Source organism: Streptomyces sp. NPDC102462 (assembly GCF_044765425.1).
Lineage (GTDB): Bacteria > Actinomycetota > Actinomycetes > Streptomycetales > Streptomycetaceae > Streptomyces.
Window position 1 is genome coordinate 19314 of sequence record NZ_JBIWKB010000027.1, and the last position, 22311, is coordinate 41624.

At 71.1% G+C, this 22311-nt stretch carries 25 protein-coding genes; 15 read left to right on the forward strand and 10 right to left on the reverse strand.

Translation table 11 applies throughout. The features are described from left to right. Positions 1-139: 139 nt before the first annotated feature. The 4 genes from ACIRFL_RS23070 to rpmB all read right to left on the reverse strand — a co-directional run bounded on the left by ACIRFL_RS23070 (position 140) and on the right by rpmB (position 2161). On the reverse strand, positions 140-658 hold the full coding sequence (locus ACIRFL_RS23070; protein WP_404031338.1) for a DUF4232 domain-containing protein: 519 nt from the start codon (positions 656-658) through the stop codon (positions 140-142). A 136-nt stretch (positions 659-794) separates the two neighbouring features. After that, positions 795-1301, reverse strand: coding sequence for a hypothetical protein (locus ACIRFL_RS23075; RefSeq protein WP_404031341.1), 507 nt, complete (start codon positions 1299-1301; stop codon positions 795-797). 299 nt (positions 1302-1600) lie between these two features. Then, complete coding sequence (rpsN, locus tag ACIRFL_RS23080) at positions 1601-1906, reverse strand: 30S ribosomal protein S14 (protein ID WP_404031344.1); 306 nt, start codon at positions 1904-1906, stop codon at positions 1601-1603. Between the two features lie 18 nt (positions 1907-1924). Beyond that, entirely contained in the window at positions 1925-2161 is a 237-nt protein-coding gene (gene rpmB, locus ACIRFL_RS23085) for a 50S ribosomal protein L28 (protein WP_404031346.1), read from the reverse strand. A gap of 62 nt (positions 2162-2223) precedes the next feature. Between rpmB and rpmG the strand changes: the two genes are divergently transcribed. From rpmG to ACIRFL_RS23125, 8 genes are all read left to right on the forward strand, one after another. Then, positions 2224-2388, forward strand: a complete 165-nt coding sequence (rpmG, locus tag ACIRFL_RS23090) for a 50S ribosomal protein L33 (protein ID WP_404031349.1) — start codon at positions 2224-2226, stop codon at positions 2386-2388. A 7-nt stretch (positions 2389-2395) separates the two neighbouring features. After that, entirely contained in the window at positions 2396-2650 is a 255-nt protein-coding gene (locus ACIRFL_RS23095; protein WP_044382364.1) for a type B 50S ribosomal protein L31, read from the forward strand. Next, positions 2647-3900: a CobW family GTP-binding protein gene (locus ACIRFL_RS23100; protein WP_404031352.1), complete on the forward strand. Its 1254-nt coding sequence runs from the start codon at positions 2647-2649 to the stop codon at positions 3898-3900. Before ACIRFL_RS23095 ends, ACIRFL_RS23100 begins: the two co-directional genes overlap by 4 nt. 6 nt (positions 3901-3906) lie before the next feature. Further along, a complete protein-coding gene (gene rpsR, locus ACIRFL_RS23105; RefSeq protein ID WP_404031355.1) occupies positions 3907-4140 on the forward strand; it encodes a 30S ribosomal protein S18 in 234 nt (77 codons plus the stop codon). Between the two features lie 183 nt (positions 4141-4323). Continuing rightward, on the forward strand, positions 4324-4695 hold the full coding sequence (locus ACIRFL_RS23110; protein WP_404031358.1) for a VOC family protein: 372 nt from the start codon (positions 4324-4326) through the stop codon (positions 4693-4695). A gap of 14 nt (positions 4696-4709) precedes the next feature. Beyond that, positions 4710-5063 (forward strand): ArsR/SmtB family transcription factor, encoded by a 354-nt coding sequence (locus ACIRFL_RS23115; RefSeq protein WP_404031361.1) that lies wholly within the window; start codon positions 4710-4712, stop codon positions 5061-5063. Continuing rightward, complete coding sequence (locus ACIRFL_RS23120; RefSeq protein ID WP_404031364.1) at positions 5060-5536, forward strand: SRPBCC domain-containing protein; 477 nt, start codon at positions 5060-5062, stop codon at positions 5534-5536. The genes ACIRFL_RS23115 and ACIRFL_RS23120 overlap by 4 nt, the downstream gene beginning before the upstream one ends. 197 nt (positions 5537-5733) lie before the next feature. Continuing rightward, positions 5734-5952 carry a DUF397 domain-containing protein gene (locus tag ACIRFL_RS23125; protein ID WP_404031560.1) on the forward strand — a complete coding sequence of 73 codons (219 nt, stop codon included), beginning with the start codon at positions 5734-5736 and terminating at the stop codon, positions 5950-5952. 90 nt (positions 5953-6042) lie between these two features. Here the strand turns inward: ACIRFL_RS23125 and ACIRFL_RS23130 are convergent, their stop codons facing one another. Next, positions 6043-6531, reverse strand: coding sequence for an ATP-binding protein (locus ACIRFL_RS23130; protein WP_404031367.1), 489 nt, complete (start codon positions 6529-6531; stop codon positions 6043-6045). Positions 6532-6863: 332 nt separating this feature from the next. Here ACIRFL_RS23130 and ACIRFL_RS23135 point away from each other — a divergent pair, with 332 nt between their 5' ends. From ACIRFL_RS23135 to ACIRFL_RS23155, 5 genes are all read left to right on the forward strand, one after another. Next, the gene (locus ACIRFL_RS23135) at positions 6864-7688 is read left to right on the forward strand and encodes a helix-turn-helix domain-containing protein (protein WP_388719929.1); all 825 of its coding nucleotides are present in this window, start codon (positions 6864-6866) and stop codon (positions 7686-7688) included. A gap of 190 nt (positions 7689-7878) precedes the next feature. After that, on the forward strand, positions 7879-9339 hold the full coding sequence (locus tag ACIRFL_RS23140) for an aldehyde dehydrogenase family protein (protein WP_404031563.1): 1461 nt from the start codon (positions 7879-7881) through the stop codon (positions 9337-9339). Positions 9340-9453: 114 nt separating this feature from the next. Then, positions 9454-10095, forward strand: a complete 642-nt coding sequence (locus ACIRFL_RS23145) for a PadR family transcriptional regulator (RefSeq protein WP_404031370.1) — start codon at positions 9454-9456, stop codon at positions 10093-10095. A 73-nt stretch (positions 10096-10168) separates the two neighbouring features. Beyond that, complete coding sequence (locus tag ACIRFL_RS23150) at positions 10169-11134, forward strand: ATP-binding cassette domain-containing protein (protein WP_404031373.1); 966 nt, start codon at positions 10169-10171, stop codon at positions 11132-11134. Then, positions 11131-11880 carry an ABC transporter permease gene (locus tag ACIRFL_RS23155; RefSeq protein WP_404031375.1) on the forward strand — a complete coding sequence of 250 codons (750 nt, stop codon included), beginning with the start codon at positions 11131-11133 and terminating at the stop codon, positions 11878-11880. The genes ACIRFL_RS23150 and ACIRFL_RS23155 overlap by 4 nt, the downstream gene beginning before the upstream one ends. 264 nt (positions 11881-12144) lie before the next feature. Here ACIRFL_RS23155 and ACIRFL_RS23160 read toward each other — a convergent pair whose 3' ends face one another. Continuing rightward, complete coding sequence (locus ACIRFL_RS23160; protein ID WP_404031377.1) at positions 12145-13302, reverse strand: Dyp-type peroxidase; 1158 nt, start codon at positions 13300-13302, stop codon at positions 12145-12147. 218 nt (positions 13303-13520) lie between these two features. Here ACIRFL_RS23160 and ACIRFL_RS23165 point away from each other — a divergent pair, with 218 nt between their 5' ends. Next, positions 13521-14732 (forward strand): right-handed parallel beta-helix repeat-containing protein, encoded by a 1212-nt coding sequence (locus tag ACIRFL_RS23165; RefSeq protein ID WP_404031566.1) that lies wholly within the window; start codon positions 13521-13523, stop codon positions 14730-14732. Between the two features lie 7 nt (positions 14733-14739). Here ACIRFL_RS23165 and ACIRFL_RS23170 read toward each other — a convergent pair whose 3' ends face one another. From ACIRFL_RS23170 to ACIRFL_RS23185, 4 genes are all read right to left on the reverse strand, one after another. Continuing rightward, complete coding sequence (locus ACIRFL_RS23170) at positions 14740-15423, reverse strand: hypothetical protein (RefSeq protein ID WP_404031380.1); 684 nt, start codon at positions 15421-15423, stop codon at positions 14740-14742. 311 nt (positions 15424-15734) lie between these two features. Then, positions 15735-18251, reverse strand: coding sequence for an SdrD B-like domain-containing protein (locus ACIRFL_RS23175; protein ID WP_404031383.1), 2517 nt, complete (start codon positions 18249-18251; stop codon positions 15735-15737). Between the two features lie 425 nt (positions 18252-18676). After that, complete coding sequence (locus ACIRFL_RS23180; protein WP_404031386.1) at positions 18677-20089, reverse strand: glutamate decarboxylase; 1413 nt, start codon at positions 20087-20089, stop codon at positions 18677-18679. Between the two features lie 39 nt (positions 20090-20128). Further along, a complete protein-coding gene (locus tag ACIRFL_RS23185) occupies positions 20129-21412 on the reverse strand; it encodes an ion channel protein (protein ID WP_404031388.1) in 1284 nt (427 codons plus the stop codon). Between the two features lie 110 nt (positions 21413-21522). Here ACIRFL_RS23185 and ACIRFL_RS23190 point away from each other — a divergent pair, with 110 nt between their 5' ends. Then, a complete protein-coding gene (locus ACIRFL_RS23190) occupies positions 21523-22293 on the forward strand; it encodes a MerR family transcriptional regulator (protein WP_404031391.1) in 771 nt (256 codons plus the stop codon). Positions 22294-22311 lie beyond the last annotated feature (18 nt).

Here is a 22311-nt window from a genome sequence, read left to right on the forward strand (position 1 = left end):
CCGGGGCAGCGCGGCCGACTTGGGGGAGGCCGGCCTCCTCGGTGGCACCGGCACCGGTACCGGCCGTCGGCGGGCAGGTCCGTCCCAGCCACCGTGGGGCGGAGTGAGCGTGGGTCCGGGGCGCGGGCGTGTTCTCGGCTCAGTCGCCCGACTGCTGGAAGGCGCTCACGGAGGCGTCCGGGGTGTCCTGGCCGGCCTTGACACCGACGGGGCCGTACGTCCACGGGAAGCTCTTGACGTCCTTGGAGCCCGGCAGGCTGATCTCCACCGTCTTCGCCGCCACACTGGCCCCGTCGCCCGCCGCACCGCGCACATAGCTGATCGTGAAGGACGCGGAGTCGCCCTTGGCGAGCTTCAGCTTCTGCGCCTTCGCGTCCTTCAGGGCGGGGACGGTGACCCGGGTGCCGCCGGCGTCCAGCGCGACGCCGGCGAAGTCGTCCAGGGTGCACGGCGCGCTCTGGTTGGTGATGCTGACGGGCACCTCACCCGTGTCACCGGCGGCCGGGGCCACGCTCGCCGACCCGATCTGCACGGAGACCCCGCCGACGGCACAGGCCGCGCCGCCCTTGCCGTTCGTGCCGCCGCCGCCGCCGCCGTCGCAGGCGGTCAGGGCGAGGGCGGTGGCGAGGAGGGTGACGGTGAGCGGAATGGCGCGCATGTGTGGGGTCCCTGTCGAGGTCGTGACGGTGTACCCAGCATCATCACGCCTGGCGCCCGCACTCGATCGCGCGCCCCCTCTTCCTCCGGGTCAGGAACCGAGACTCCTCCGGGGCCGGAACCGAGTTTCCGCCGGGTCAGGAACCGAGGTTCGCCGTGGGCAGCCCCGTCGGCAGTTTGCCGCCCTCGGCCTTGGCGTAGGTCTCCTGGCCCAGCTTGCCGGACCAGGTCACCTTCAGGGAATCCCCGTCCACGGAGTCGACCATTCCGGACTTCCGGTCGGCGCTGCCGTCCGTGCAGGTCAGATGGATCATCTGCATGCCCGACTCCTGGCCGGCGGTCCCGCTGCACACGGCGCCGCCGGTCGCGAAGAGCCCGGCCCGCTCGCCGGTGATCACCAGGGCCACGGCCTTGCCGCCGGACGTGGTGAGCCAGCTGCCCTGCAGGGCACCGGACGAGGCCGTGGCGCCGCCGGTGTCCGAGCTGCCCGAGGGGGATGAGGAGGACGAGGGGGTCGTGGACGCGCTCGGACGCGGTGAGGCGTCGTTCTTGGAGTCGCCGCCACCGCACGCGGTCAGCGCGAGCGCGCCCGTCAGCGCCGCGGCCGTGGCCGCGATCCGCACCGTCCTAGTCGCCGAAGTCACTGGAAGCTCCCAAGGTGTAGCCGGCCTGTCGAACGACCGCAGCAAGCTACCAGGACTCACCAGCGGAACCACCGCGGCGAGTTGCCAGGAGTCACCGGGGGATCATCGTGGCGGGTTGCCGGGAGTCACCGGAGGGACCCCTGCGGCGAGCTGCCAGGGGTCACCGTGGGGATCGTCGCGGCGGGCTGCCGGGAGCCACCGCGGGGATCGTCGCGGCGGATTGCCAGGAGTCACCGGGCGGACCACTGCCGCGAGTTGCCAGGACTCACCGGGCGGACCCCACGCCAAATCGCGAGCCCTCACCAGGAAGACTTCCGTACGCCCGGCAGGTGTCCGCGGTGTGCCAGTTCGCGCAGGGTGATCCGGGACAGGCCGAAGGCGCGGAGGTAGCCGCGTGGACGGCCGTCCACCTGGTCCCGGTTGCGCACGCGCGTGGCGCTGGCGTCGCGCGGCTGCCCGCGCAGTTCCCGCTGCGCGGCGAGCCGCTGTTCCTCGGTGGAGGACGGCCGCCGGATGATCTCTTTCAGCTCGGCGCGGCGGGCGGCGTACCGGGCGACGGTCCGCCGCCGTTCCTCGTTCTTCGCGATCTTGCTCTTCTTCGCCATGGCGTTCTCCCGTCCCCGTCAGACCTTCACTCCGCGCGCGCGGATGCGCGCCACGGCCGCCTCGACGCCGATCGCGTCGACCGTCCTGATCGCCTTGGTGCTCAGGCGCAGCCGCACGTAGCGGCCCTCGCCGGGCAGCCAGTAGCGCTTGGTCTGGATGTTGGGGTCGAAGCGGCGGGACGTGCGCCGGTGGGAGTGGGAGATGCGGTTGCCGAAGCCGGGCTGGGCGCCGGTCAGCATGCAGTGGGCGGACATGGGTGACGTACCTCTCCTCGTCGACTGCTGTTAATGGAATTCATTTTCAGTAACATAGCAGCATGGCTCGCAACGAACTCCGCCCGGTCATCAAGCTCCGGTCCACCGCCGGGACCGGCTACACCTACGTGACCCGCAAGAACCGCCGCAACGACCCGGACCGTATGACGTTGCGCAAGTACGACCCGGCCCTCGGCCGGCACGTCGACTTCCGAGAGGAGCGCTGAACCCGCCATGCGCAAGGGCATCCACCCGGCCTACGGTCCCGTGGTCTTCCGGGACCGGGCCGCGAACCACGCCTTCCTCACCCGGTCGACCATGACCAGCGAGAAGACCATCGAGTGGGAGGACGGCAACACCTACCCGGTGGTGGACGTCGAGATCTCGAACGTCAGCCACCCCTTCTACACCGGCACCGCGCGCGTCCTGGACACCGCGGGGCGCGTCGAGCGCTTCGAGCGGCGGTACGGGAAGCGGGGCGGGGCGTGAGCCTGTCGGTCGTGATCGTCGGCGGGCTGCACGCGGACGCCCGCAGGTCGGCCGTGGCGCGGCTCCTCGCCGACGTGCCCGGCAGCGTCGTACTCCACCACGACCTGGAGACGGCCCCGGCCGGCACGGTGGTGCGCACGGTCCGTGACGCCGGCGGGCTGCTGGCCGTCGGTGAGGCGCCTCTCGTCAACGACTGCGCGTGTTGCGCGCTGCGCGAGGACCTGGTGCCCGAGCTGCGCCGGCTCGCACGGGACGGGCGGACCCGGCTCGCGGTCGTCGAGCTGTGGGACTCGGTCGAGCCCAAGGCGATGGCGGAGGTGGTCACCGCGGGCGGGCTCACCGTCACCGGCGTGATCACCGCCGTCGACCCGGCCCTGGTGCTGCCGTACCTCGGCAACGGCGACGACCTCGCCGAGCGCGGGCTCGCGGCGGCGGCCACCGACCAGCGCACGGTCGCGGACACCTTCGCCCGGCAGTTGGAGTACGCCCCCGTGCTCGCCGTGGCCGATTCCCCCGAGGCCGACGACGAGGACCGCGAACTGCTCTCCCAGCTCCATCCGACGGCCCGGCAGGTGCCGATCGCGGACGACCGGTCGTTCGGCGGCGCCGCGGGGCACCCGGCCGAGCAGGTCCACGCCGGCGAAGTCCGCGCACTGCGGGACCAGGACGGCCCGGAGGCGACCGCGGCGGGCCCGGCGGACGGCCGTCCGCTCTCGGCGCTCGCGCGCGCCGCCCTCGCCGGATTCGATGTGGAGGCCGCCGCGGCGGCCCAGCACCCGGCCTGTGCCCTGTTGCCCGCGGAGGCCGACGCGCACGGTGTCGCCACCTTCGTCTGGCGCCGGCACCGGCCGTTCCACCCGGAGCGGCTGTACGCGGCGCTGGAGGACGTGACCTGCGCCGCCGCCCGCAGCCGGGGGCGGTTCTGGCTCGCCGACCGCCCCGACACGCTGCTGCACTGGGACGCGGCGGGCGGGGCCCTGTGCGTGGAGAGCGCGGGCCCGTGGCTGGCCGCGCTGCCCGACGCCGCCTGGGACATGATCCCGCCGGTGCGCCGTGCCGCCGCCGCGCTCGACTGGCACCCGGAGCACGGCGACCGCTGCCAGCACCTCGTCTTCACCTCCCCCGGACTCGACCGCGACGGACTGGCGCGGCTGCTGGAGTCCTGCCTGCTGACCGATGCCGAGTACGCCGCCGGGCGCGACGCCTGGAAGCGGCTGCCGCCCGCCTTCGACTCCCTCCTGGAGGTCTGAACCGCCGTGCCCCGCAAGAGTGAGCGCAAGCCCGCCAAGAACCGGCCCAACCCGCTGGAGCAGGCCGGGATCGAGTACATCGACTACAAGGACACCGATCTGCTGCGGAGGTTCATCTCGGACCGCGGCAAGATCCGCAGCCGGCGCGTCACGCATGTCACCGCGCAGCAGCAGCGGCTCCTGGCCCGTGCGATCAAGAACGCCCGGGAGATGGCCCTGCTGCCCTACTCAGGCCGCTGAGGGTGCGCCGGGTGCCGAGGGTGCCCCAAGTGCCGAGGGTGTCCCGGGCGCTGAGAGCGCTCCGGGTACTGAGAGCGCTCCGGGTACTGAGAGTGCCCAGGGCCCTGTGAGCCGCCCCACATAGACAGGTAGGAGATTCCCTATGTTTGACGCGTAGGGAATCTCCTACTTATGGTCGGGCGCATGAACATCACCCACGCCTCGTTCGTCACGCTCCCCGTCGCCGACCAGGACCGTGCCCTGCGCTTCTACACCGATGTGCTCGGCTTCCGGGTCACCGCCGACCTCGACCTGCCCCAGGGCCGATGGCTCCAGGTCGCCCCCGAGGGCGCACAGACCGTCTTCACGCTCGCCGGGCCGGGGATGGGCGATTTCGAACCCGGTGCGAGCCGGGGGATCATGTTGGTGACGACCGATGTCGACGCCGACTGCGCGCGGCTCGCCGAGGCGGGCACCCCCGTGCACGGCCCGGACGAGTTCCCGTGGGGCCGGATGGCCTCCTTCCAGGACCCGGACGGCAACGGTCTGATGCTGCTCACGGAGGCTCGGCACTAGGCGGGAAGGAACGCATGACGACGACCGGGGCCCGCGAGGACGCCGAGGACCGCGTCTTCGCCGCGCTCGCCAACGCCACCCGGCGCGAGGTGCTGCGGCTCCTGCGCGACGGCGGGCCGCAGCCCGTCCAGGCCCTGGCCGATCACTTCGCGATGCGGCGCCCCAGCCTCTCGGAGCATCTCAAGGTGCTCCGGGCGGCCGGCCTCGTCTCCGAGCAGCGCTCCGGCCGGCAGCGCATCTACCGCCTGGAGGCGGCGCCGCTCGCCGAGTTGCAGGACTGGCTCCATCCGTACGAGCGGTTCTGGCGCGACCGTCTGAAAGGGCTCGGCGAACTGCTCGACCGCATGCCCGACGATGACCGCTCATGAGCACCCATCCCCCGGAAGACGACGCGGGCGACCTCACCACCATCCGTGTCGACCAGTTCTTCCCGCACCCGCCCGCCAAGGTCTGGCGTGCCCTCACCGAGCCCGATCTGCTCGCGCAGTGGCAGATGCCCGGCGCGGAGCAGTTCCGGCTCAAGGTCGGCCACCGGTACTGGATGACCTCGGTCCCGCGTCCCAACGCCCGCTTCTCCGGCGTCGTCGACGTGCGGGTTCTCGCCTACGACGTCGAGCGGATGCTGTCCGTCCGGTGGGCGGACGCCGATCCGGCCAATCCCGCGGACTGGACCATCACCTGGACACTGGAACAGGAAGGGCGCGGCACGCGTCTGTTCCTAGTGCACGAGGGATTCGATCCGGACGACCCGGCACAGATGATGGCGCGGAAGATCATGGACGGGGGTTGGCGTACGCATGTCATGCGAAGCCTGGGGCAGACGCTTGAAGGGCTTCGGTAAAAGGGTCGTCAAAGCTGTAACCGGAGGAACACCCCGCGTGCACGTGCATCTGCCCATGCACCTGCACATGAACAGGGTTATGATCCCGATCAGTTGACCACTGCATCAATGGCCACACCAGCCAGTGCACCAGCGGGGAGCAACCTGTGAACCTCGACGTTGACGGCGGGTACGGGGGGTACGACGTGTACAACGGCATGGCTGCCACACGGCTGGCCGGCGTGGCCTGGCAGAAGAGCCGGTACAGCAACTCGCAGGGCTCCTGCGTGGAGTTCGCCCGGCTGCCCGGCGGAGACGTGGCCGTCCGCAACTCCCGCTACCCCGACGGGCCCGCGCTCGTCTACACGCGCGCGGAGATCGAGGCGATGCTGCTCGGGATCAAGGACGGCGAGTTCGACCACCTGATAACGAGCTGACGCCGGCGCCCCGGGCGGGCGCCGACGCAGTGCCGGACGAGGCCGGGGAGACGCGCGTAGAACGGCTGCGTCGGACGGTGCCGTGCCGCGTCAGACGCCCGGGAGCCGGAACAGGGCCCAGACGACCTTGCCGCTGAGGGTGCCCGCGAGCGGGTACCAGCCCCAGCCGTCGCTGAAGGATTCGACGAGGAACAGCCCGCGCCCCGACTCCGCCACATGGTCCTCGGCGGCATGGGCGACCGGGGTCTCGTGGCTGGGGTCGCGCACCGCGCACACCAGGCGCTCGGTCCAGCGCATCAGGTGCAGCCGCACCGCCGCGGACGGGTCGACGCCGCCGTCGCCCGGCAGCGCGTGCCGCAGGGCGTTGGTGACGAGTTCCGAGACGACCAGGCATATGTCGTCGAAGCGGTCGCCGACGTCCCACTGGTCCAGGGTGCCGCGGGTGAACCGCCGGGCCTCGCGCACCGCCTCGTACCGGGCGGGCAGGGCGCAGGAGGCGGCGCTGGACACGGCCGCGGGGTCCAGTGGCGGAAGGCCCTGCCGTAACGGCTTGAGCATGGTCGATCCATTCGTCCCCATGCGAGGCACTCCCGGGAATTCGCGGTCGTTGCGATGCAGCGGTGGCGCGGGACCATGGTTTCGGATGCGCACAGCAGATGCAAGGGCAGATGCACGTGCACGAGGCGAATTGCTCCCTCCCGTACCACTTCTTGGTCATTTTTTCCGCCAACCTCGCATGCGTGGCTCGCCGCTTGCCTGCTCCTTCCTGCGGGAAAACTTTGTCCTCTTTCCGTTTCCGTAACCAGACGAGTACTGCTCGAAGTGTTTTAGTGGCAGACTTCGGCCCTTGAAGACGGTTGGGGAGGCTGGCGAACGTGAGCGCGGGAGAGCCCGGATCGGTGGTGCGACGCATGCTGCTCGGCTCGCAACTCAGGCGACTGCGTGAGTCTCGCGGCATCACGCGCGAGGCCGCGGGATACTCGATCCGTGCCTCGGAGTCGAAGATCAGCCGGATGGAGCTGGGCCGGGTGAGCTTCAAGACGCGGGACGTGGAAGACCTGTTGACGCTGTACGGCATCACGGACGAGGCGGAGCGCGAGTCGCTGCTCTCGCTCGCCCGGGAGGCGAACGTGGCGGGCTGGTGGCACAGCTACTCCGATGTACTGCCGAGTTGGTTCCCCACCTATGTGGGCCTGGAGGGCGCCGCCTCCCTCATCAGGGTGTACGAGGTGCAGTTCGTGCACGGTCTGCTGCAGACCGAGGAGTACGCCCGGGCGGTGGTGCGGCGCGGCATGAAGGGCGCGAGCGTCGCCGACGTGGAGCGGCGCGTCACGCTGCGCCTGGAACGGCAGAAGTACCTCGTCGCCGAGAACGCGCCCGAGTTCCACATCGTCCTGGACGAGGCCGCCCTGCGCCGCCCCTACGGCGACCGGGAGGTGATGCGCGGTCAGCTCCAGCACCTGATCGAGATCTCCGAGCGGCCCAACGTGCGGTTGCAGATCATGCCGTTCGGCTTCGGCGGACACTCCGGAGAGAGCGGCGCCTTCACCATCCTCAGCTTCCCCGAGTCCGATCTGTCCGACGTGGTCTACCTGGAGCAGCTCACCAGCGCGCTGTATCTGGACAAGCGCGAGGACGTCGCCCAGTACGAGCATGCGCTGAAGGAGTTGCAGCAGGACAGCCCCGGCCCGGACGAGAGCCGCGATCTGCTGCGGGGGCTGCTCCAACTGTCCTGATCGCGCCCCTGCCCGGCGGGGACGATCCGATCCCACCGGCAATTCGCACCCCCCTGTGACATCCCAACTCACGCCCAACACAAGTACGATGACGCCTGATCAGCGTGATGGGACCGTGAGCGTGATCAGCCGTGGAGTTGATCGGGTGTCTGGCTGGCTGCTGCGGCAGCAAGGGGGATCGAGGGATCACATGTCGTCCTGCTTCACCGACCTGGCCCAGCAGTACATCGACGGTGAGTGGCGCCCGGGCACCGGTTCCTGGGACATCATCGACTTCAACCCGTACGACGGCGAGAAGCTGGCCTCGATCACCATAGCCACCGTCGACGAGGTCGATCTGGCCTACCGGGCCGCGGCCCGCGCCCAGCGCGAGTGGGCGGAGACCAACCCCTACGCCCGCCGTCTCCTGTTCGAGCGGGTCCTGCGCCTGGTCGAGGAGCGGGAACAGCAGATCACCGACATGATCGTCGCCGAACTGGGCGGCACACTCCTGAAGGCCCGGTTCGAGATCCACCTCGCCAAGGAGTTCCTGCGCGAGGCGGCCCAACTGGCGCTGCGCTGCGAGGGCAAGCTCCTGCCGTCCCCGAGCGACAGCAAGGAGAACCGGGTCTACCGCGTCCCGGTCGGCGTGATCGGCGTCATCAGCGCCTTCAACTTCCCCTTCCTGCTGTCGATCAAGCCGGTCGCCTCGGCGCTCGCCCTGGGCAATGCCGTCGTCCTCAAACCCCACCAGGACACCCCGGTCTGCGGCGGCACGCTGCTCGCCCGGCTCTTCGAGGACGCGGGACTGCCGGCCGGGCTGCTGAACGTGGTGCTCACCGACATCGCCGAGATCGGTGACGCCTTCATCGAGCACCCGGTGCCCAAGGTGATCTCCTTCACCGGCTCCGACAAGGTGGGCCGGCACATCGCCACCGTGTGCGCGGGCCAGCTCAAGCGGACGGTGCTGGAACTCGCAGGCAACAGCGCCCTGGTGGTGCTCGACGACGCCGACCTGGACTACGCGGTCGACGCGGCCGTCTTCAGCCGGTACGTCGACCAGGGCCAGGTCTGCATGGCCGCCAACCGGGTGCTCGTGGACCGTTCGGTCGCGGACGAGTTCACCGAGAAGTTCGTCGCCAAGGTCAGGACGCTGAAGACGGGCGACCCGAGCGACCCGCGGACGGTGATCGGCCCGGTCATCAACTCCCTTCAGGCGAACGCCATCTCGGCCGCCATAGAACAGGCCGAGGCCGAGGGCGCCACCGTCCTGGTGCGCGGCACGACGACCGACAACCTGGTCGAGCCGTCCGTCCTGACGGACGTGCCGACCCGCTCCCCGCTGCTGCGCAAGGAGATTTTCGGCCCGGTCGCCCTGCTCGTGCCGTTCGACGGCGAGGAGGAGGCGGTCCGCATCGTCAACGACACCCCGTACGGGCTGAGCGGCGCGGTGCACACGGCCGACATCGAGCGGGGCGTGGCGTTCGCCAAGCGGGTCGACACGGGGATGTTCCACGTCAACGACGGCACGGTCCACGACGAGCCGCTGGTGCCCTTCGGCGGCGAGAAGCACTCCGGGATCGGCCGCCTGAACGGCGAGACGACGCTGGCCGCTTTCACGACCCTGAAGTGGATCTCGGTACAGCACGGCCGGACTTCGTTCCCGTTCTGACGGTCCCGGAGCACGGGGCCCCTGAAGGAGCGACGGCTCCGCCGGGGCACGTACGGCGTCGGTGGCCGGTGGTCCGGGTGGGGCGGATGATCCGGGGGTCATAACCTGGAGCGCATGTCAGCGATCCGTCTTCTCGTGCTGGGCGCCGTCCGTCAGCACGGGCGGGCCCACGGCTACCAGGTGCGCAACGACCTGGAGTACTGGGGCGCGCACGAGTGGTCCAACGCCAAGCCGGGCTCGATCTACCACGCCCTGAAACAGATGGCCAAGCAGGGCCTGCTGCGCGCCCACGAGATCGCGCCGTCCACCGCGGGAGGCCCGCCGCGCACGGAGTACGAGATCACCGAGGCGGGCACCGAGGAGTACTTCCGGCTGCTGCGCGAGGCGCTGACCTCGTACGACCAGCGGATGGACGTCAAGTCGGCCGCCATCGGCTTCATCGTCGACCTGCCGCGGTCCGAGGCGGTGGCGCTGCTGGAGGAGCGGATCCGGCGGATCGAGGAGTGGCGCTCCACCGTCGTCGAGCACTATGTGCCCGAGGAGGGTCCGGGGCAGTACGGGCACATCGGCGAGATCATGAACCTCTGGCTCCACACGGCCGACGGTGAGGCCGAGTGGACGCGGGGCCTGATCGGGCGCGTCGAGGCGGGCGCGTACACGTTCGCGGGGGAGGGCGCCCAGTTCGTCGGGGTGCTCGCGGACGACGAGCCGAACCCGTACGCGACGGGCGAGCCCCATCCCGAGGACGCCCGCTAATCAAGTTTGACTAATCGTGCGCGAGGGTTTAGCTTCGACCTGGTAGTCAAGTTTGACTAACGAGGGAGTGGCAGTGACCGAAACGGCGATCAGCGTCGACGCGGCACGCAAGACATACGGCGGCAGACCCGCGCTGGACGGACTCGGCCTCACGGTCGCCCGCGGCACGGTGCACGGGGTGCTCGGCCCCAACGGCGCGGGCAAGACGACCCTGGTACGGATCCTGTCCACCCTGCTCAGACCGGACGGCGGCCGGATCGAGGTGGCCGGGCACGACGTGGTGACCCAGGCAGCCGCGGTGCGCCGCCGGATCGGGCTGCTGGGCCAGCACGCGGCCCTCGACGAGGAGCTGAGCGGCCGGCAGAACCTGGAGATGTTCGGCCGCCTCCACCACCTGGGCGCCCGCCACGCGCGCGTGCGTGCCGGCGAACTCCTGGAGCGCTTCGGCCTCGCCAACACCGGCCGCCGGCCGGTCCGTGCCTACAGCGGCGGCATGCGCCGCCGTGTCGACCTCGCCGCCTCCCTGATCACCGAGCCGGACGTGCTGTTCCTGGACGAGCCGACCACCGGACTCGACCCGCGGGGGCGCACCGAGGTGTGGACCTCGGTGCGCTCCCTGGTCGGCGGCGGCACGACGGTCCTGCTCACCACCCAGTACCTGGAGGAGACCGACCAACTCGCCGACCGCATCTCGGTCGTCGACCACGGCCGGGTCGTCGCCGACGGCACCCCCGACGAACTGAAGACGCTCACCGGCGGCGACCGCATCGACCTCGTGCTGCGCGACGCCGGCCAACTGGGCGCCGCGCTCGCCCTGTTGCCGCTGCGCGCCGCGGACGTCACCGTCGACACCGACCGCCGGCTGCTCAGCGCCCCGGTCACCGACCGGATGGCGGCGCTCTCCGGAGTCGTACGGGCCCTGGAGGGCGCCGGCATCGAGGCGGCGGACATCGCCCTGCGCCGGCCGACCCTGGACGAGGTGTTCCTGCATCTGACGGGGCGCGAGGACCGTACCGACCGGACCGAGGAGACCGTGTGAGCAGCCACGCCCTGACCGATTCCTGGACCATGACCCGCCGCGAACTCGCCCACTGGGCACGGCGGCCAGGGCCGTTGCTCGTCGCCCTGCTGTTCCCCGTGATGCTGCTGCTGATGTTCGGCTACCTGGTCGGCGGCGGCCGGGGCGTGCGCGGCGACTACGTCGACTACCTGGTGCCCGGCATGCTCTCGCTCACCATGGCCTTCGGCCTGGAAGGCACGATGCTCGCCGTCATCCAGGACCTCAACAAGGGTGTCATCGACCGCTTCCGGGCCATGCCCATGGCCAACGGGGCCGTGCTGGTGGGGCGTTCGGCCGCCGACATGCTCCAGTCGGCGGCCGGGCTCGTGCTGATGGCCGGGGTGGCCGGCGCGGTGGGCTGGCGGCCGCACGGCGGGGCGGGGGCCGTTCTCGCGGCCTTCGGCCTTTTGCTGCTCTTCCGCTTCGCGGTGCTGTGGATCGGCATCCACCTCGCCCTGGTCGCCGGCCGGCCGGAGCTGGTCCAGACCGTGCAGATCCTCGTCTGGCCGGTCGGTTTCCTGTCCAACGCCTTCGCCACTCCCGACGCCATGCCCCGCTGGCTGGGCACGGCTGTCCAGTGGAACCCGCTGTCCCACACGGCCACCGCCGTACGGGAGTTGATCGGCGGGCAGAGCGGTGCGGGTGGGCACGTCTGGGCCGCGGTGGGCTGGCCGGTCGTGTTGCTCGCGGTGTTCTTTCCGCTGGCGGTGCGCAGGTTCCGCTAGTCGCTCCGCGGGTTTGGCCGGGTTTTGGGGTGCGGGGTGTTGTGGCCTGGGGGTGTGGGGGTTGTCGGTTGGCTGCGGGTTTGTTGTGGCTGGTCGCGCAGTTCCCCGCGCCCCTTCGGGGCACGGGCCCGGTGGGGCTGGGTGTGGTGGGTCGTGGGTTGGCTGCGGGTGCGTTGGGGCTGGGCGCGCAGTTCCTCGCGCCCCTTCGGGGCACGGGCCCGGTGGGGCTGGGCGCGCAGTTCCTCGCGCCCCTTCGGGGCGGGGTCAGGTGAACAGGGGGGAGCCGAGGGGGCGTTGGCGGTCGAAGCCGGGGAGGATCAGGAATGTCGCGCTGGCGGTCGTGGTGGTGAAGGACAGCAGCGCGTCGGAGGTCTCCATGTGGGTGAGGGTGGCGGTGAAGGTCCGCAGGTCGTTCTGGAAGCTGATGAAGAACAGGCCGGGGGCGGGCTCGTCGGTGCTGTAGGAGCGGCGGAGCATGTGCCCGACCCCCACCACGGTGGCGTGCGCTCTGCGCACGTGGGCGTCCGCGGGGACAAGATAGCGCCCGTCCGGTGTCTTGGCCCCGAGTTCCGGGCCCGAGGCGGCGCTGCCGCCGGACAGGGGGACGCCGCTGGCCCGGCGCCGCCCGAAGACCGCCTCCTGTTCGGCCACGGACAGGGCGGCGAACCGAGGCAGGTCGAGTTCCATACGCCGCAGTACGGCAAGGGTGCCGCCGGCCACCGCACGGGGCCCCGCCAGCCACAGGTCGCGTTGCTGTTCGGCGGTCGTGTGCGGGCCCACGATGCCGTCGATGAAACCGAGCGGATTGCGGGGCGCGGTAAGGCCGTTGCCGACGGGCACGTTCGCACCGCGGCGTGCGGACTGCCGCCAGCGTTCGCGGACGCGGTCACCGGCCTGGTCCACAAGCGCGGCGGCGACGACCGGTAGCAGCAGCGGGTCGCTGGCGCAGATCTGTATCAGCAGGTCACCGCCGCGTGCTTGCGGGTCGATCCGCTCGCGGGAGAAGCGCGGGAGGTCGGCCGCGCCGGGCAGCGAGGCGCCGGCCGTGCGCACCAGCCGGGGGCCGACGCCGACGGTCACGGTGAGGTCGCCCGGCGGCAGCCCCAGCAGCCGCGCGTCGGTCCCCGCCGTGAGGGTGCGGATGGCCTCGCCGAGTTCGGCCAGCAACGGGCCGGGAGCCGCGCTGGCATCGAGGTCGGCCACCACGGCGAGCAGGTTGGGCTGGGCCGGCTGCGGGAGCGTGATACCTGCCTGATGGCGGCCCGTCGCCGGAACCGGCTTCGGCGTGGGCTCCGGGGCAGGCGCGGGCCGGCCCGGCTGGGCGGCGTCCGATGTGCACCCGGCGGTCAGCCCGGCGGCCATCATGGCGCCGGTGACATCGAGGAACCTGCGGCGTGACGGGGGCTGATCGGCTCGGGGCATGGGGTGCAGAATGCCACAGCGGTATCGCGTGGGCCGGTCAACCCCTCGATTCCCCCGTGCAATTGGACGCACCATGCCAGAATGGGATCATGCCTCGATCAGCTCTTCGCGTGTTGGCGGCCGTAGCGGGCACGCTCACACTGGTGGCAGGCTGCGGCGGCGGCGATGGCGGATCGGACAAGGGCCGGCGTCCGGCCGGTGCGCACGCGACGATCCGAGTGCCTGCCGATGCCCCGACGATCTCGGATGCGGTGTCCCTGGCCCGGCCCGGTGACCTGGTGCTGGTCGCGCCGGGCGTGTACCGCGAGTCGGTGAAGATCGACACGGCGCGCATCACTCTTCGCGGTGTGTCCCGGGACAAGGTCGTCATCGACGGACGGTTGCAGCAGCCGAACGGCGTCGTCGTCTCGGCGCCCGGGGTGGCCGTCGAGAACCTGACCGTGAAGAACAACACACAGAACGGCGTCCTGGTCACCGGTTCGGCGAAGGCGGCCGCCGGCCTGCCGGGGGGAAGCGGCGGCTACGACACCGGCGACGAGCCCGTCACCTTCCTGAAGTCGTTCCTGGTCTCCCATGTGACCGCGACCCGCAACGGTCTGTACGGCATCTACGCCTTCTCCGCCCAGAACGGCGTCATCGAGCACTCGTACGCCTCGGGCGGCGCCGACTCGGGGATCTATGTCGGCCAGTGCAAGCCCTGCAACATCGTGGTGCGGGACAACGTCGCCGAACTCAACGCGGTCGGTTACGAAGGCACCAACGCCAGCGAGGACATGTACGTGGTCGGCAACCGCCTGGTCGGCAACCGGGTCGGACTCACCACCAACTCCGACCACCAGGAGAAACTGCTCCCGCAGAAGGGCTCCGTCATCGCGGGCAATCTGATCGCCGCCAACCAGCAGACGGCCACTCCGGAGCAGGCCGACGGCGGGTGGGGCATCGGCGCCGGCATCGACGGCGGCAGCGACAACCGGTTCATCCGCAACCGCATCGCCGGCCACCGCAACACCGGGCTGCTGATCACCGCGACCGCCGACATGCCTCCGGTCGGCAACCAGATCCTGGACAACACGTTTACCGGCAACGGCGTCGACGTCGGCTGGACGTTCCCCACCGCCACGCGGGGACGGGGCAACTGCCTGCGGGGCAACGAGCTGCGCACCACCGTGCCCGCCCGGCTGGCGACGACTGCGGCCTGCCCGCTGCCGGCCGGGTCGTCCTCGCCGGCCGGTAGGTGGACGGCCCCGACCGCACCCGGTGGCATCCCGTTCACCGAGGTCGCGGCGCCTGCTCCGCAGCCGCAGTTCCCCGACGCCGCCACCGCGGGCGCCACCGTCGTCCCGCCCGTCCCGGACCTGCCGAAGACGGAGGAGATCCGGCTGCCGCCGGCGTCCCTGCTCGCCGCGAACGCGCGGGTGCAGACGTCCTGAACAGCGGCTACCTGGCCGGGGTCGCTCCGGGTACCGGCTCGACCGGAACGTATGTGTGGGTGTCGAAGTCGATGACCACCGGCTCCGGTTGCGAACCCACGCTGACGCGGACCCGGTACATGGTGCCGTCGGAGCCGATCCAGTAGCGCACGTTGCCCGCCGTACCGGAGCGGTCGGGGGAGGACGGCCCGGTCATGACGTCCACCCGGCGCCCGTCCACCTGCTCCCGCCCCCACCAGGCGGCGCCGTTCTGCGGCAGCAGTTCGGCGTTGTCCGGCCGGTCACCGCCGAGACCGAGCGCGATGGACAGGGAGGTGTCCAGCGCGCTGCCGGAGGCCAGCAGCGGACGGTCGGACCAGCCGGAACGGGGCGGCGACGCGGGTGCGTGCGCCGGGGCGTTGGTCATCGGGCGGATGTGCACCGAGGTGGGCGTCCACTGGATCAGCCCGTCGCTGGACCTGGCGCGCCCGGTGCCGTGCACCACGCCGTAACCGACCTTGCGCCGGTAGTCGACGGACCCGGTGATGGTCAGATTGCCGGCAGTGCCCGGCACGGTGATGGTCACCGCGCGGCCCTGCGCCTGGTAGTTACGGAATCGTGTGATCGCCAGCCGGCTCGCCTCGTCCGACGTCAGCGGGCGCGGACCGCCGGAGCCGCCGTCGGCGACCAGGAACGCGGCCACCGTGGCCATCGCTGCCACCGCGGCGGCCGCGATGCCGATGACGGCCGCAGTCCGGCGCGACCACGGCCATCGCCGCCGGTCAGCCGGACGACCCGATGGGGCTTGCCGAGTTCTCACGCTCCGCACACGGTTCGACGCTGACACTCTCCGATTCATCCTTTCGATCAGCACACCGTCCGGCCGCCGCGGGCTCGCGGCGGCATGTGGCACTCCGGTGGCAGACCACGCCAAGGCCGGCCCTTGTGGACCGGCCGAGACGTGATGTGCCCGTCCGCACCGTCCGGGTCGCGGACGGTGCGGACCATCGTTGTGCGGTTCGTTCAGTGTTGCCGGGCGCGACGATTCCGGGTCACGAACGCGATGACCAGGCCCGCACCCACCAGCAGACCGACGATGCCGATCATCTCCGCCACCCCGGGTGTACCGGTGCTCGCCAGCGAACCCCCGCCTCCACCGGCCGGGGCCGGGTGGTTGGCAGGCGGCGCGGGCGACGGCGGCGCGGAGGCCGCGGGCGGCGTCGGAGTTGGTGTCGGTGTCGGTGTGGGAGTCGGCGTCGGGGTCGGCTCCGGCGTTTCCTTCGGGATGTACACCCCGGCGTCGATCGTGTGATCGACCCCGCCCGGCTTGTCCGGCGCCGTGACAGGCGCGTAGCCGTTGCACAGCCGTCCGGTGGTCGGCGGGGTCACATTGGAGTCGTGCGCACGGTCGGCACCGGCCCGGGGGAGCGTGAACCTCAGCTCGCTCGCCGCGGGTTGCTCGGGCACCTGGCTGGTGTCCGCGGTGCACACGTCGAACTGCACCGTGTACTTCGCGCCCGGCGTCAGCTCGTACTCGGCGCCGACACCACCGAAGTAGTACTCGCCGGCGGCATCGGTCGTGGTCGTGGCGACCTGTTTGCCGTCCGCGTCCAGCAGGTTGATCGTCGCCCCGGGCAGCAGCACGTGCCCCGGGTCCTGGATCCCGTTGTGATCGCCGTCGAACCACACGACGTTGCCGATCTGGATCGGCGCGTTCGCCGCCGCGTACGCGATGTCACCGAGTCCGCCGGCCTTGCCGAACCCGCCTTGTGCCTGGCTGACGAACTGGAACCCGTTCTCGGTCGGCTTGTTGCCCGGGCCCTCACCGGTCGTGATGTGGTGGTAACCGGTCCCGGAGGTCGCGACGTTGACGACCGGGTCGAACTCCGTGCTGACGACCCACTGCTGCTGCGGGATATAGGCCACCGACCCCAGCGCGGTCTCCTGGTGCGCGTTGGCATAGAAGTCGCCCGGGAAGTACTCGACGACGCCGGCGGCCTGGCCGCCATTGTTGGCGGGAGTGGCGTGGTTGGGGCAACTCCCGGTGCCTTCCCACTGGTATTCACCGGTGGGGGTGGCGCAGACCATGGTGATGTCACCACCGGACATGCCGTTTTCCGCGGTGTCGATCCCCGGGCGGGGGTCAAGCCCTCCCCAGCCGAGCACGTCCATGAACCGGTCGCGGAAACCGAGGATCATCGAGCCGTCGCGGGCGAAGGCGAGGGAGGACAACTCCGGCTGCGGATCGATGAAGGTGTTGCCCGACTTCCGGTCGTCCCACGTCTCCAGGCTGGTGTTCCACGGGTTCCAGTGGCTGCCCTTGTCGCCGGCACCGAAGACGTTGCCGCGTTCGGCCGTGAGCGGGTGGCTCAGCACCGTGGTGAACCGCTTGCCGTCGTAGGTGGAGACGACGGCTTTCAGGTCCGCGCGCTGCTGTGTGCTCTCCGCGCTGCACACGCCGCCGACGTACAGCGTGTTGTTGTGGACCTGGAGGCCGAACGGCCGCCAGTCGTCGGGGCTCGCGCATCCCGGGTCCGGGATCGGGACCGTCGACTTGGGCGCCGCGGCGGTGGCCCCTGTCGCGTCGAAGCTCACCAGGCTGCGGCTCCGCAGGTTCACCGCGTACAGCGTGGAGCCGTCCGCCGACAGGGCCAGGCCACCGATGCTCTCCTTGCCCGGGGCGTCGGTGAACCCGGCATCCTTGATCATGTTGGCGGTGTCGTGCCGCGTCACCGCGGCGTCCGGCACCCGCGCGAACAGCTCCGGCGCGCCCGAGCCGTTGACCGGCACCGTGTAGATCGCGCCCCCGCCCTGCGGCCCGTACGGGGCGTAGCGGCGGGCGAACGCGCTCTGGAACAGCCGGGTCCGGTCCTTGTCGTACGCCAACCCGAACGTCGTGCCCACCTGGTCCTGCGTGGCCAGCGTGGTCGGGCAGGCCACATCGGTGGGACACGTGCCCCGGACGTTCGTCCCGAACGCCACCAACGCCCGGGTGTCGGTCCCACCCGGGCCGTTGTGGACCGGTACGAAGTACCGCGAGTCCGGCAGCGCGTAGTCGGCCGGATCCCACACGCCCGTCACCACAGAAACGTTTCTTCCACCCGACACGTCGACGAACGACGTGAAGCTGTCGAAGTGGTTCTCCGCCGTCGACGCGGGCGCCGCCTGCAGATAGTCGCTGTACGGCGCCGGGACGCTGACGTCTACGCGGTACTGGCCGCCGCTCAGCGCGGCCGACTGCGCCACCACGACCTTTCCGGTGGCATCCGTGACGCCGGTGACGATGTGCCCGGCGGGGTCGGAGACCTCCACCTTCATGCCCCGCTGCGGCACGTCCATCGTCGCGTTGATCACGCCGGTGCCGAAGAAGTCGCGCAGCACCTCGACCGTCAGCGTGCCGTCGTCGGCCGAAGCGGCGGCCGGTCCGGCCGTCGCTCCCACGGCACCGCCCGCCAGCAAAAGAACAGATATCGCGATGCGCGCCGACGGCTCGACAACCTTCCAGGTTAACCGGCGCGAGTCTCTGCCGAGTCGGTTCATGGCATCACACTCCACACTTCTCTCGTCGTGACTTCTCTTGTCGTGAAAATGAAGCATCCGCTTCTCGCTGCATGTCCACTTACAGCACGGAAGGGGAAAGGGGCCCACCGCTGTTGCGTGGACCACTTCGTGGTGATCGCATGAGGATATTGTCGATGAGTTGTGAGCTCCGCGGGCCAGAAAGAGCAAACGCGCATTCACGGCCCCGGACGGTGCCCTCACCCCCACCCCGACCTCACCGACCGCCATCGCGAGCAGCGCGCGATAGCCTATCGCCCGATGGTCTCCGGGCGCTCAGGGAACGGCGACTGGAAGAATGTGCGACAGCGAAGTGATGGCCGAATCCGGCCCGTTGGGCACGGCACACGGTCGCGCCCGCGCGGCGGAGCCGCAGGTTGATGTCGCCCCGCGCCCCCTTCGGAGCGCTAGTGGTGGAAGCCGGTGGCTGCCTGTTTGTCCTGGGTCAGGGGGTGCGGTTGGCGGCGCAGCTCCGGCAGGAGACGGGTCAGGTCTTCGACGAACAGGTCGGCGAGGTCGGTGGAGAAGCCGTTGCGGCACACGATCCGCAGGACGGACAAGTCCTCGCGGTGCGGCGGGAAGGTGTACGCGGGAACCAGCCACCCGCCCTCGCGCAGCCGCCGGGAGACGTCGAAGACGTCGTACGACGTCACGTCCGGCGCGGTGGTGAAGGCGAACACCGGCAACTGGTCGCCCCGGGTCAGCAGCCGGAAGTCGCCCAGCGCCTCGATCCGTTCGGCGAGGGCGCGCGCCACGTCCCGGGTGGACTGCTGCACGGCCCGGTAGCCCTCGCGGCCGAGCCGCAGGAACGTGTAGTACTGCGCGACCACCTGCGCACCGGGCCGGGAGAAGTTCAGCGCGAAGGTCGGCATGTCGCCGCCCAAGTAGTTGACCCGGAAGACCAGTTCCTCGGGCAGCGCCTCCTTGTCCCGCCACAGCGCCCAGCCGACGCCGGGGTAGACCAGGCCGTACTTGTGCCCGGAGGCGTTGATCGAGGCCACCCGCGGCAGGCGGAAGTCCCAGGCCAGGTCCTCGTCGAGGAACGGCGCGACCATGCCGCCGGACGCGCCGTCCACGTGCACCGGTACATCCAGGCCGGTGCGTTCCTGGAGGTCGTCCAGGGCCGCGCACAGGTCGGCGATCGGCTCGTAGGACCCGTCGAAGGTGGAGCCGAGGATGCCGACGACCCCGATGGTGTTCTCGTCGCACAGCTCGGCCGCCGCCCGCGGATCGAGGTGGTAGCGGTCGCCCTCCATCGGCACCTGGCGGGCCTCGACCTCCCAGAACGTGCAGAACTTCTCCCAGCAGACCTGGACGTTCACGCCCATGACGAGGTTGGGGCGGGCCCCGCTGGACGGGTAGCGGTCGGCGTTGCGGTGCATCCACCGCCGCTTGAGCGCCATCCCGGCCAGCATGCACGCCTCGCTGGACCCGGTCGTCGAACAGCCCACGGCGGCCGACGGGTCCGGCGCGTTCCACAGGTCGGCGAGCATCGCCACACAGCGCCGCTCCAGTTCGGCCGTGCGCGGGTACTCGTCCTTGTCGATCATGTTCTTGTCCTGGCACTCGGCCATCAGGACACCGGCCTGCGGCTCCATCCAGGTGGTGACGAAAGTGGCCAGGTTGAGCCGGGAGTTGCCGTCCAGCATCAGCTCGTCGTGCACCAGCTGGTACGCGGTCGACGGCGCGAGCGGCGCGCTGGGCAGCCGGTGGGTGGGCGGCGCCTCGGTCATGCCGCCGACCGGATTGGCCTCCCCGAAGAACGGGTTGACGGACAGCCGCCGGTGTTCGTGCTTCTGCGGACCTTTGTGCAGTGCCATGGGGGTGCCTTCCTGGAGGGTCGGGGGGTGGCCGGCCGGTCAGCGCATCGCCGTACCGTCCGCACGCAACTGCATCTGCGGTCGCCCGGTCACCAGCAGCCAGGCCGGCAGTGAGGCGATGCACAGCAGCGCGAGGGCCGCGGGCGACGCCACGAGTACCGCGGCGGTGAACAGGCTCACCCAAGCCTGCCGGGTGATCGCCAGGAGCATGCCCAGCACGCCGGCGGCCACGCCCACCGCCGGCTGCACGGCGGGCACCAGGGCGTGGGCGCACAGGCCGAGGGCGGCGCCCACGAAGACGGCCGGGAAGATCCGGCCGCCCCGGAACCCGCAGGACGCGGCGACGAGCAGCGCGGCCAGCTTCACCACCGCCATCCCGGCGAACTGCCCGGCCGTCCACCCCCCGGGATCGCGCGCCAGCTCACCGACCTCGTCCAGCCCCTTGAACAGCGTCAGATGGCCGCCGAGGGCGCCCAGCGCGCCCAGCACGACCCCGCCCGCCGGCAGCATCAGCATCGGGTGCCGCAGCCGCCGGAAGGCCCCGTGGACGTACGGGAAACCACACACGGCGCACAGGCCGAGCAGCGCGCCCGCCGAGGCGACGACGAGCGCCGCGAGCACGTCGGCCCAGGCCGGGCGGCCGATCGGGGGCAGCCGCAGATCGAAGCTCGGGTGGGCGACCAGGGTGGTCGTCAGGGCGCCCGCCGCGCCCGCCGTGAGCGGCGCGAAGACGTTGTCCCAAAGGCGCCCCCTGATCGGCCGCCCGGCCAGCGCCTCCGAGATCACCAGCGCCGCCGCCACCGGCGTGCCGAACAGCGCGCCGATCGTCGCCGACTCCGCGAGCGTCGGCCACAGGCCGCCCGGCAGCCCCGGCGCCAGCCGGGTGCCCAGCCACAGCGCAAGACCCACGTTCGCGGCGATGATGGGGTTCTCCGGGCCGAGGCTCGGCCCGCCCGCGAGCATCAGCGCGGTCGCCAGCAGCAGGCCCGGCAGCACCGCGGGCGGCAGCGTGGGCGCGTCCAGGCCCAGGGTGGCCGGATCGGGCCCGGCGTGCCCCGGCACCTTCCACACCACGAGGCCGACGGCGATCCCGGTCGCGGTGAGCATGATGAAGACCCATGCCACGGAGTGACGGCCGATCCCGAGCGCATCGGGCAGGTCCGCCCAGAGCACGCCCTGAAGCTTCTCGGCCGCCACGCTCACCCCGACGAAGAGCAGACTGGCCAGCACGCCCACCACGAGGGCGGGCAGGACCAAGGGCAGCAGAGCGCGCGCCGGGGTCGCCGGAGCGGTGGGCGCCTGCCGCGCCGTGTCCTGGGCCACGGGCTCACGATAAACGGACATAAGTGGGCGAACATCCCGAGAGAAATGGGCTTGCACCTCACGCCACGTGAGGGGCGACCGTGGAGCGCGTACCGAGTGAAGGAGCGGAAGTGAGCTACTCCGTGGGACAGGTCGCCGGGTTCGCCGGGGTCACGGTGCGCACCCTGCACCACTACGACGAGATCGGCCTGCTCGTCCCGGGCGGGCGCAGCGGGGCGGGCCACCGGCGTTACGGCGACGCCGACCTGGACCGGCTGCAGCGGATCCTGTTCTACCGGGAGCTCGGCTTTCCGCTCGACGAGGTCGCGGTCCTGCTCGACGACCCGGACGCGGACCCGCGCGCGCACCTGCGCCGCCGGCATGAACTGCTGACCGCCCGGATCGAGAAGCTGCAGCGGATGGCCGAGGCCGTGGAGCACGCCATGGAGGCACGCAGAATGGGCATCAACCTCACGCCGGAGGAACGGTTCGAGGTCTTCGGGGACAAGGACCCCGAGCAGTACGCCGAGGAGGCCGAGGCACGCTGGGGCGGCACGGACGCGTACGCCGAGTCGCAGCGCCGCGCCGCCCGCTACACCAAGGAGGACTGGAAGCGGCTGCAGGCCGAGGTCGACGACTGGAGCGAGCGGTACGGGGCGCTGGTGGACGCGGGCGCGTCCCCGGCGGGCGAGCCCGCCATGGACATGGCCGAGGAGCACCGTCGGCACATCTCCCGGTGGTTCTACGCGTGCCCGCACGACATGCACCGCTGCCTCGGTGAGATGTACGTCGCCGACGAGCGCTTCAAAGCCTTCTACGACGCGATGCGGCCGGGCCTGGCCGCGCACCTGAAGGAGGCGATCCTGGCCAACGCCGCCCGTCACACCGCACAGGCGCGGTAGACGTACGGGGCGCCGGGG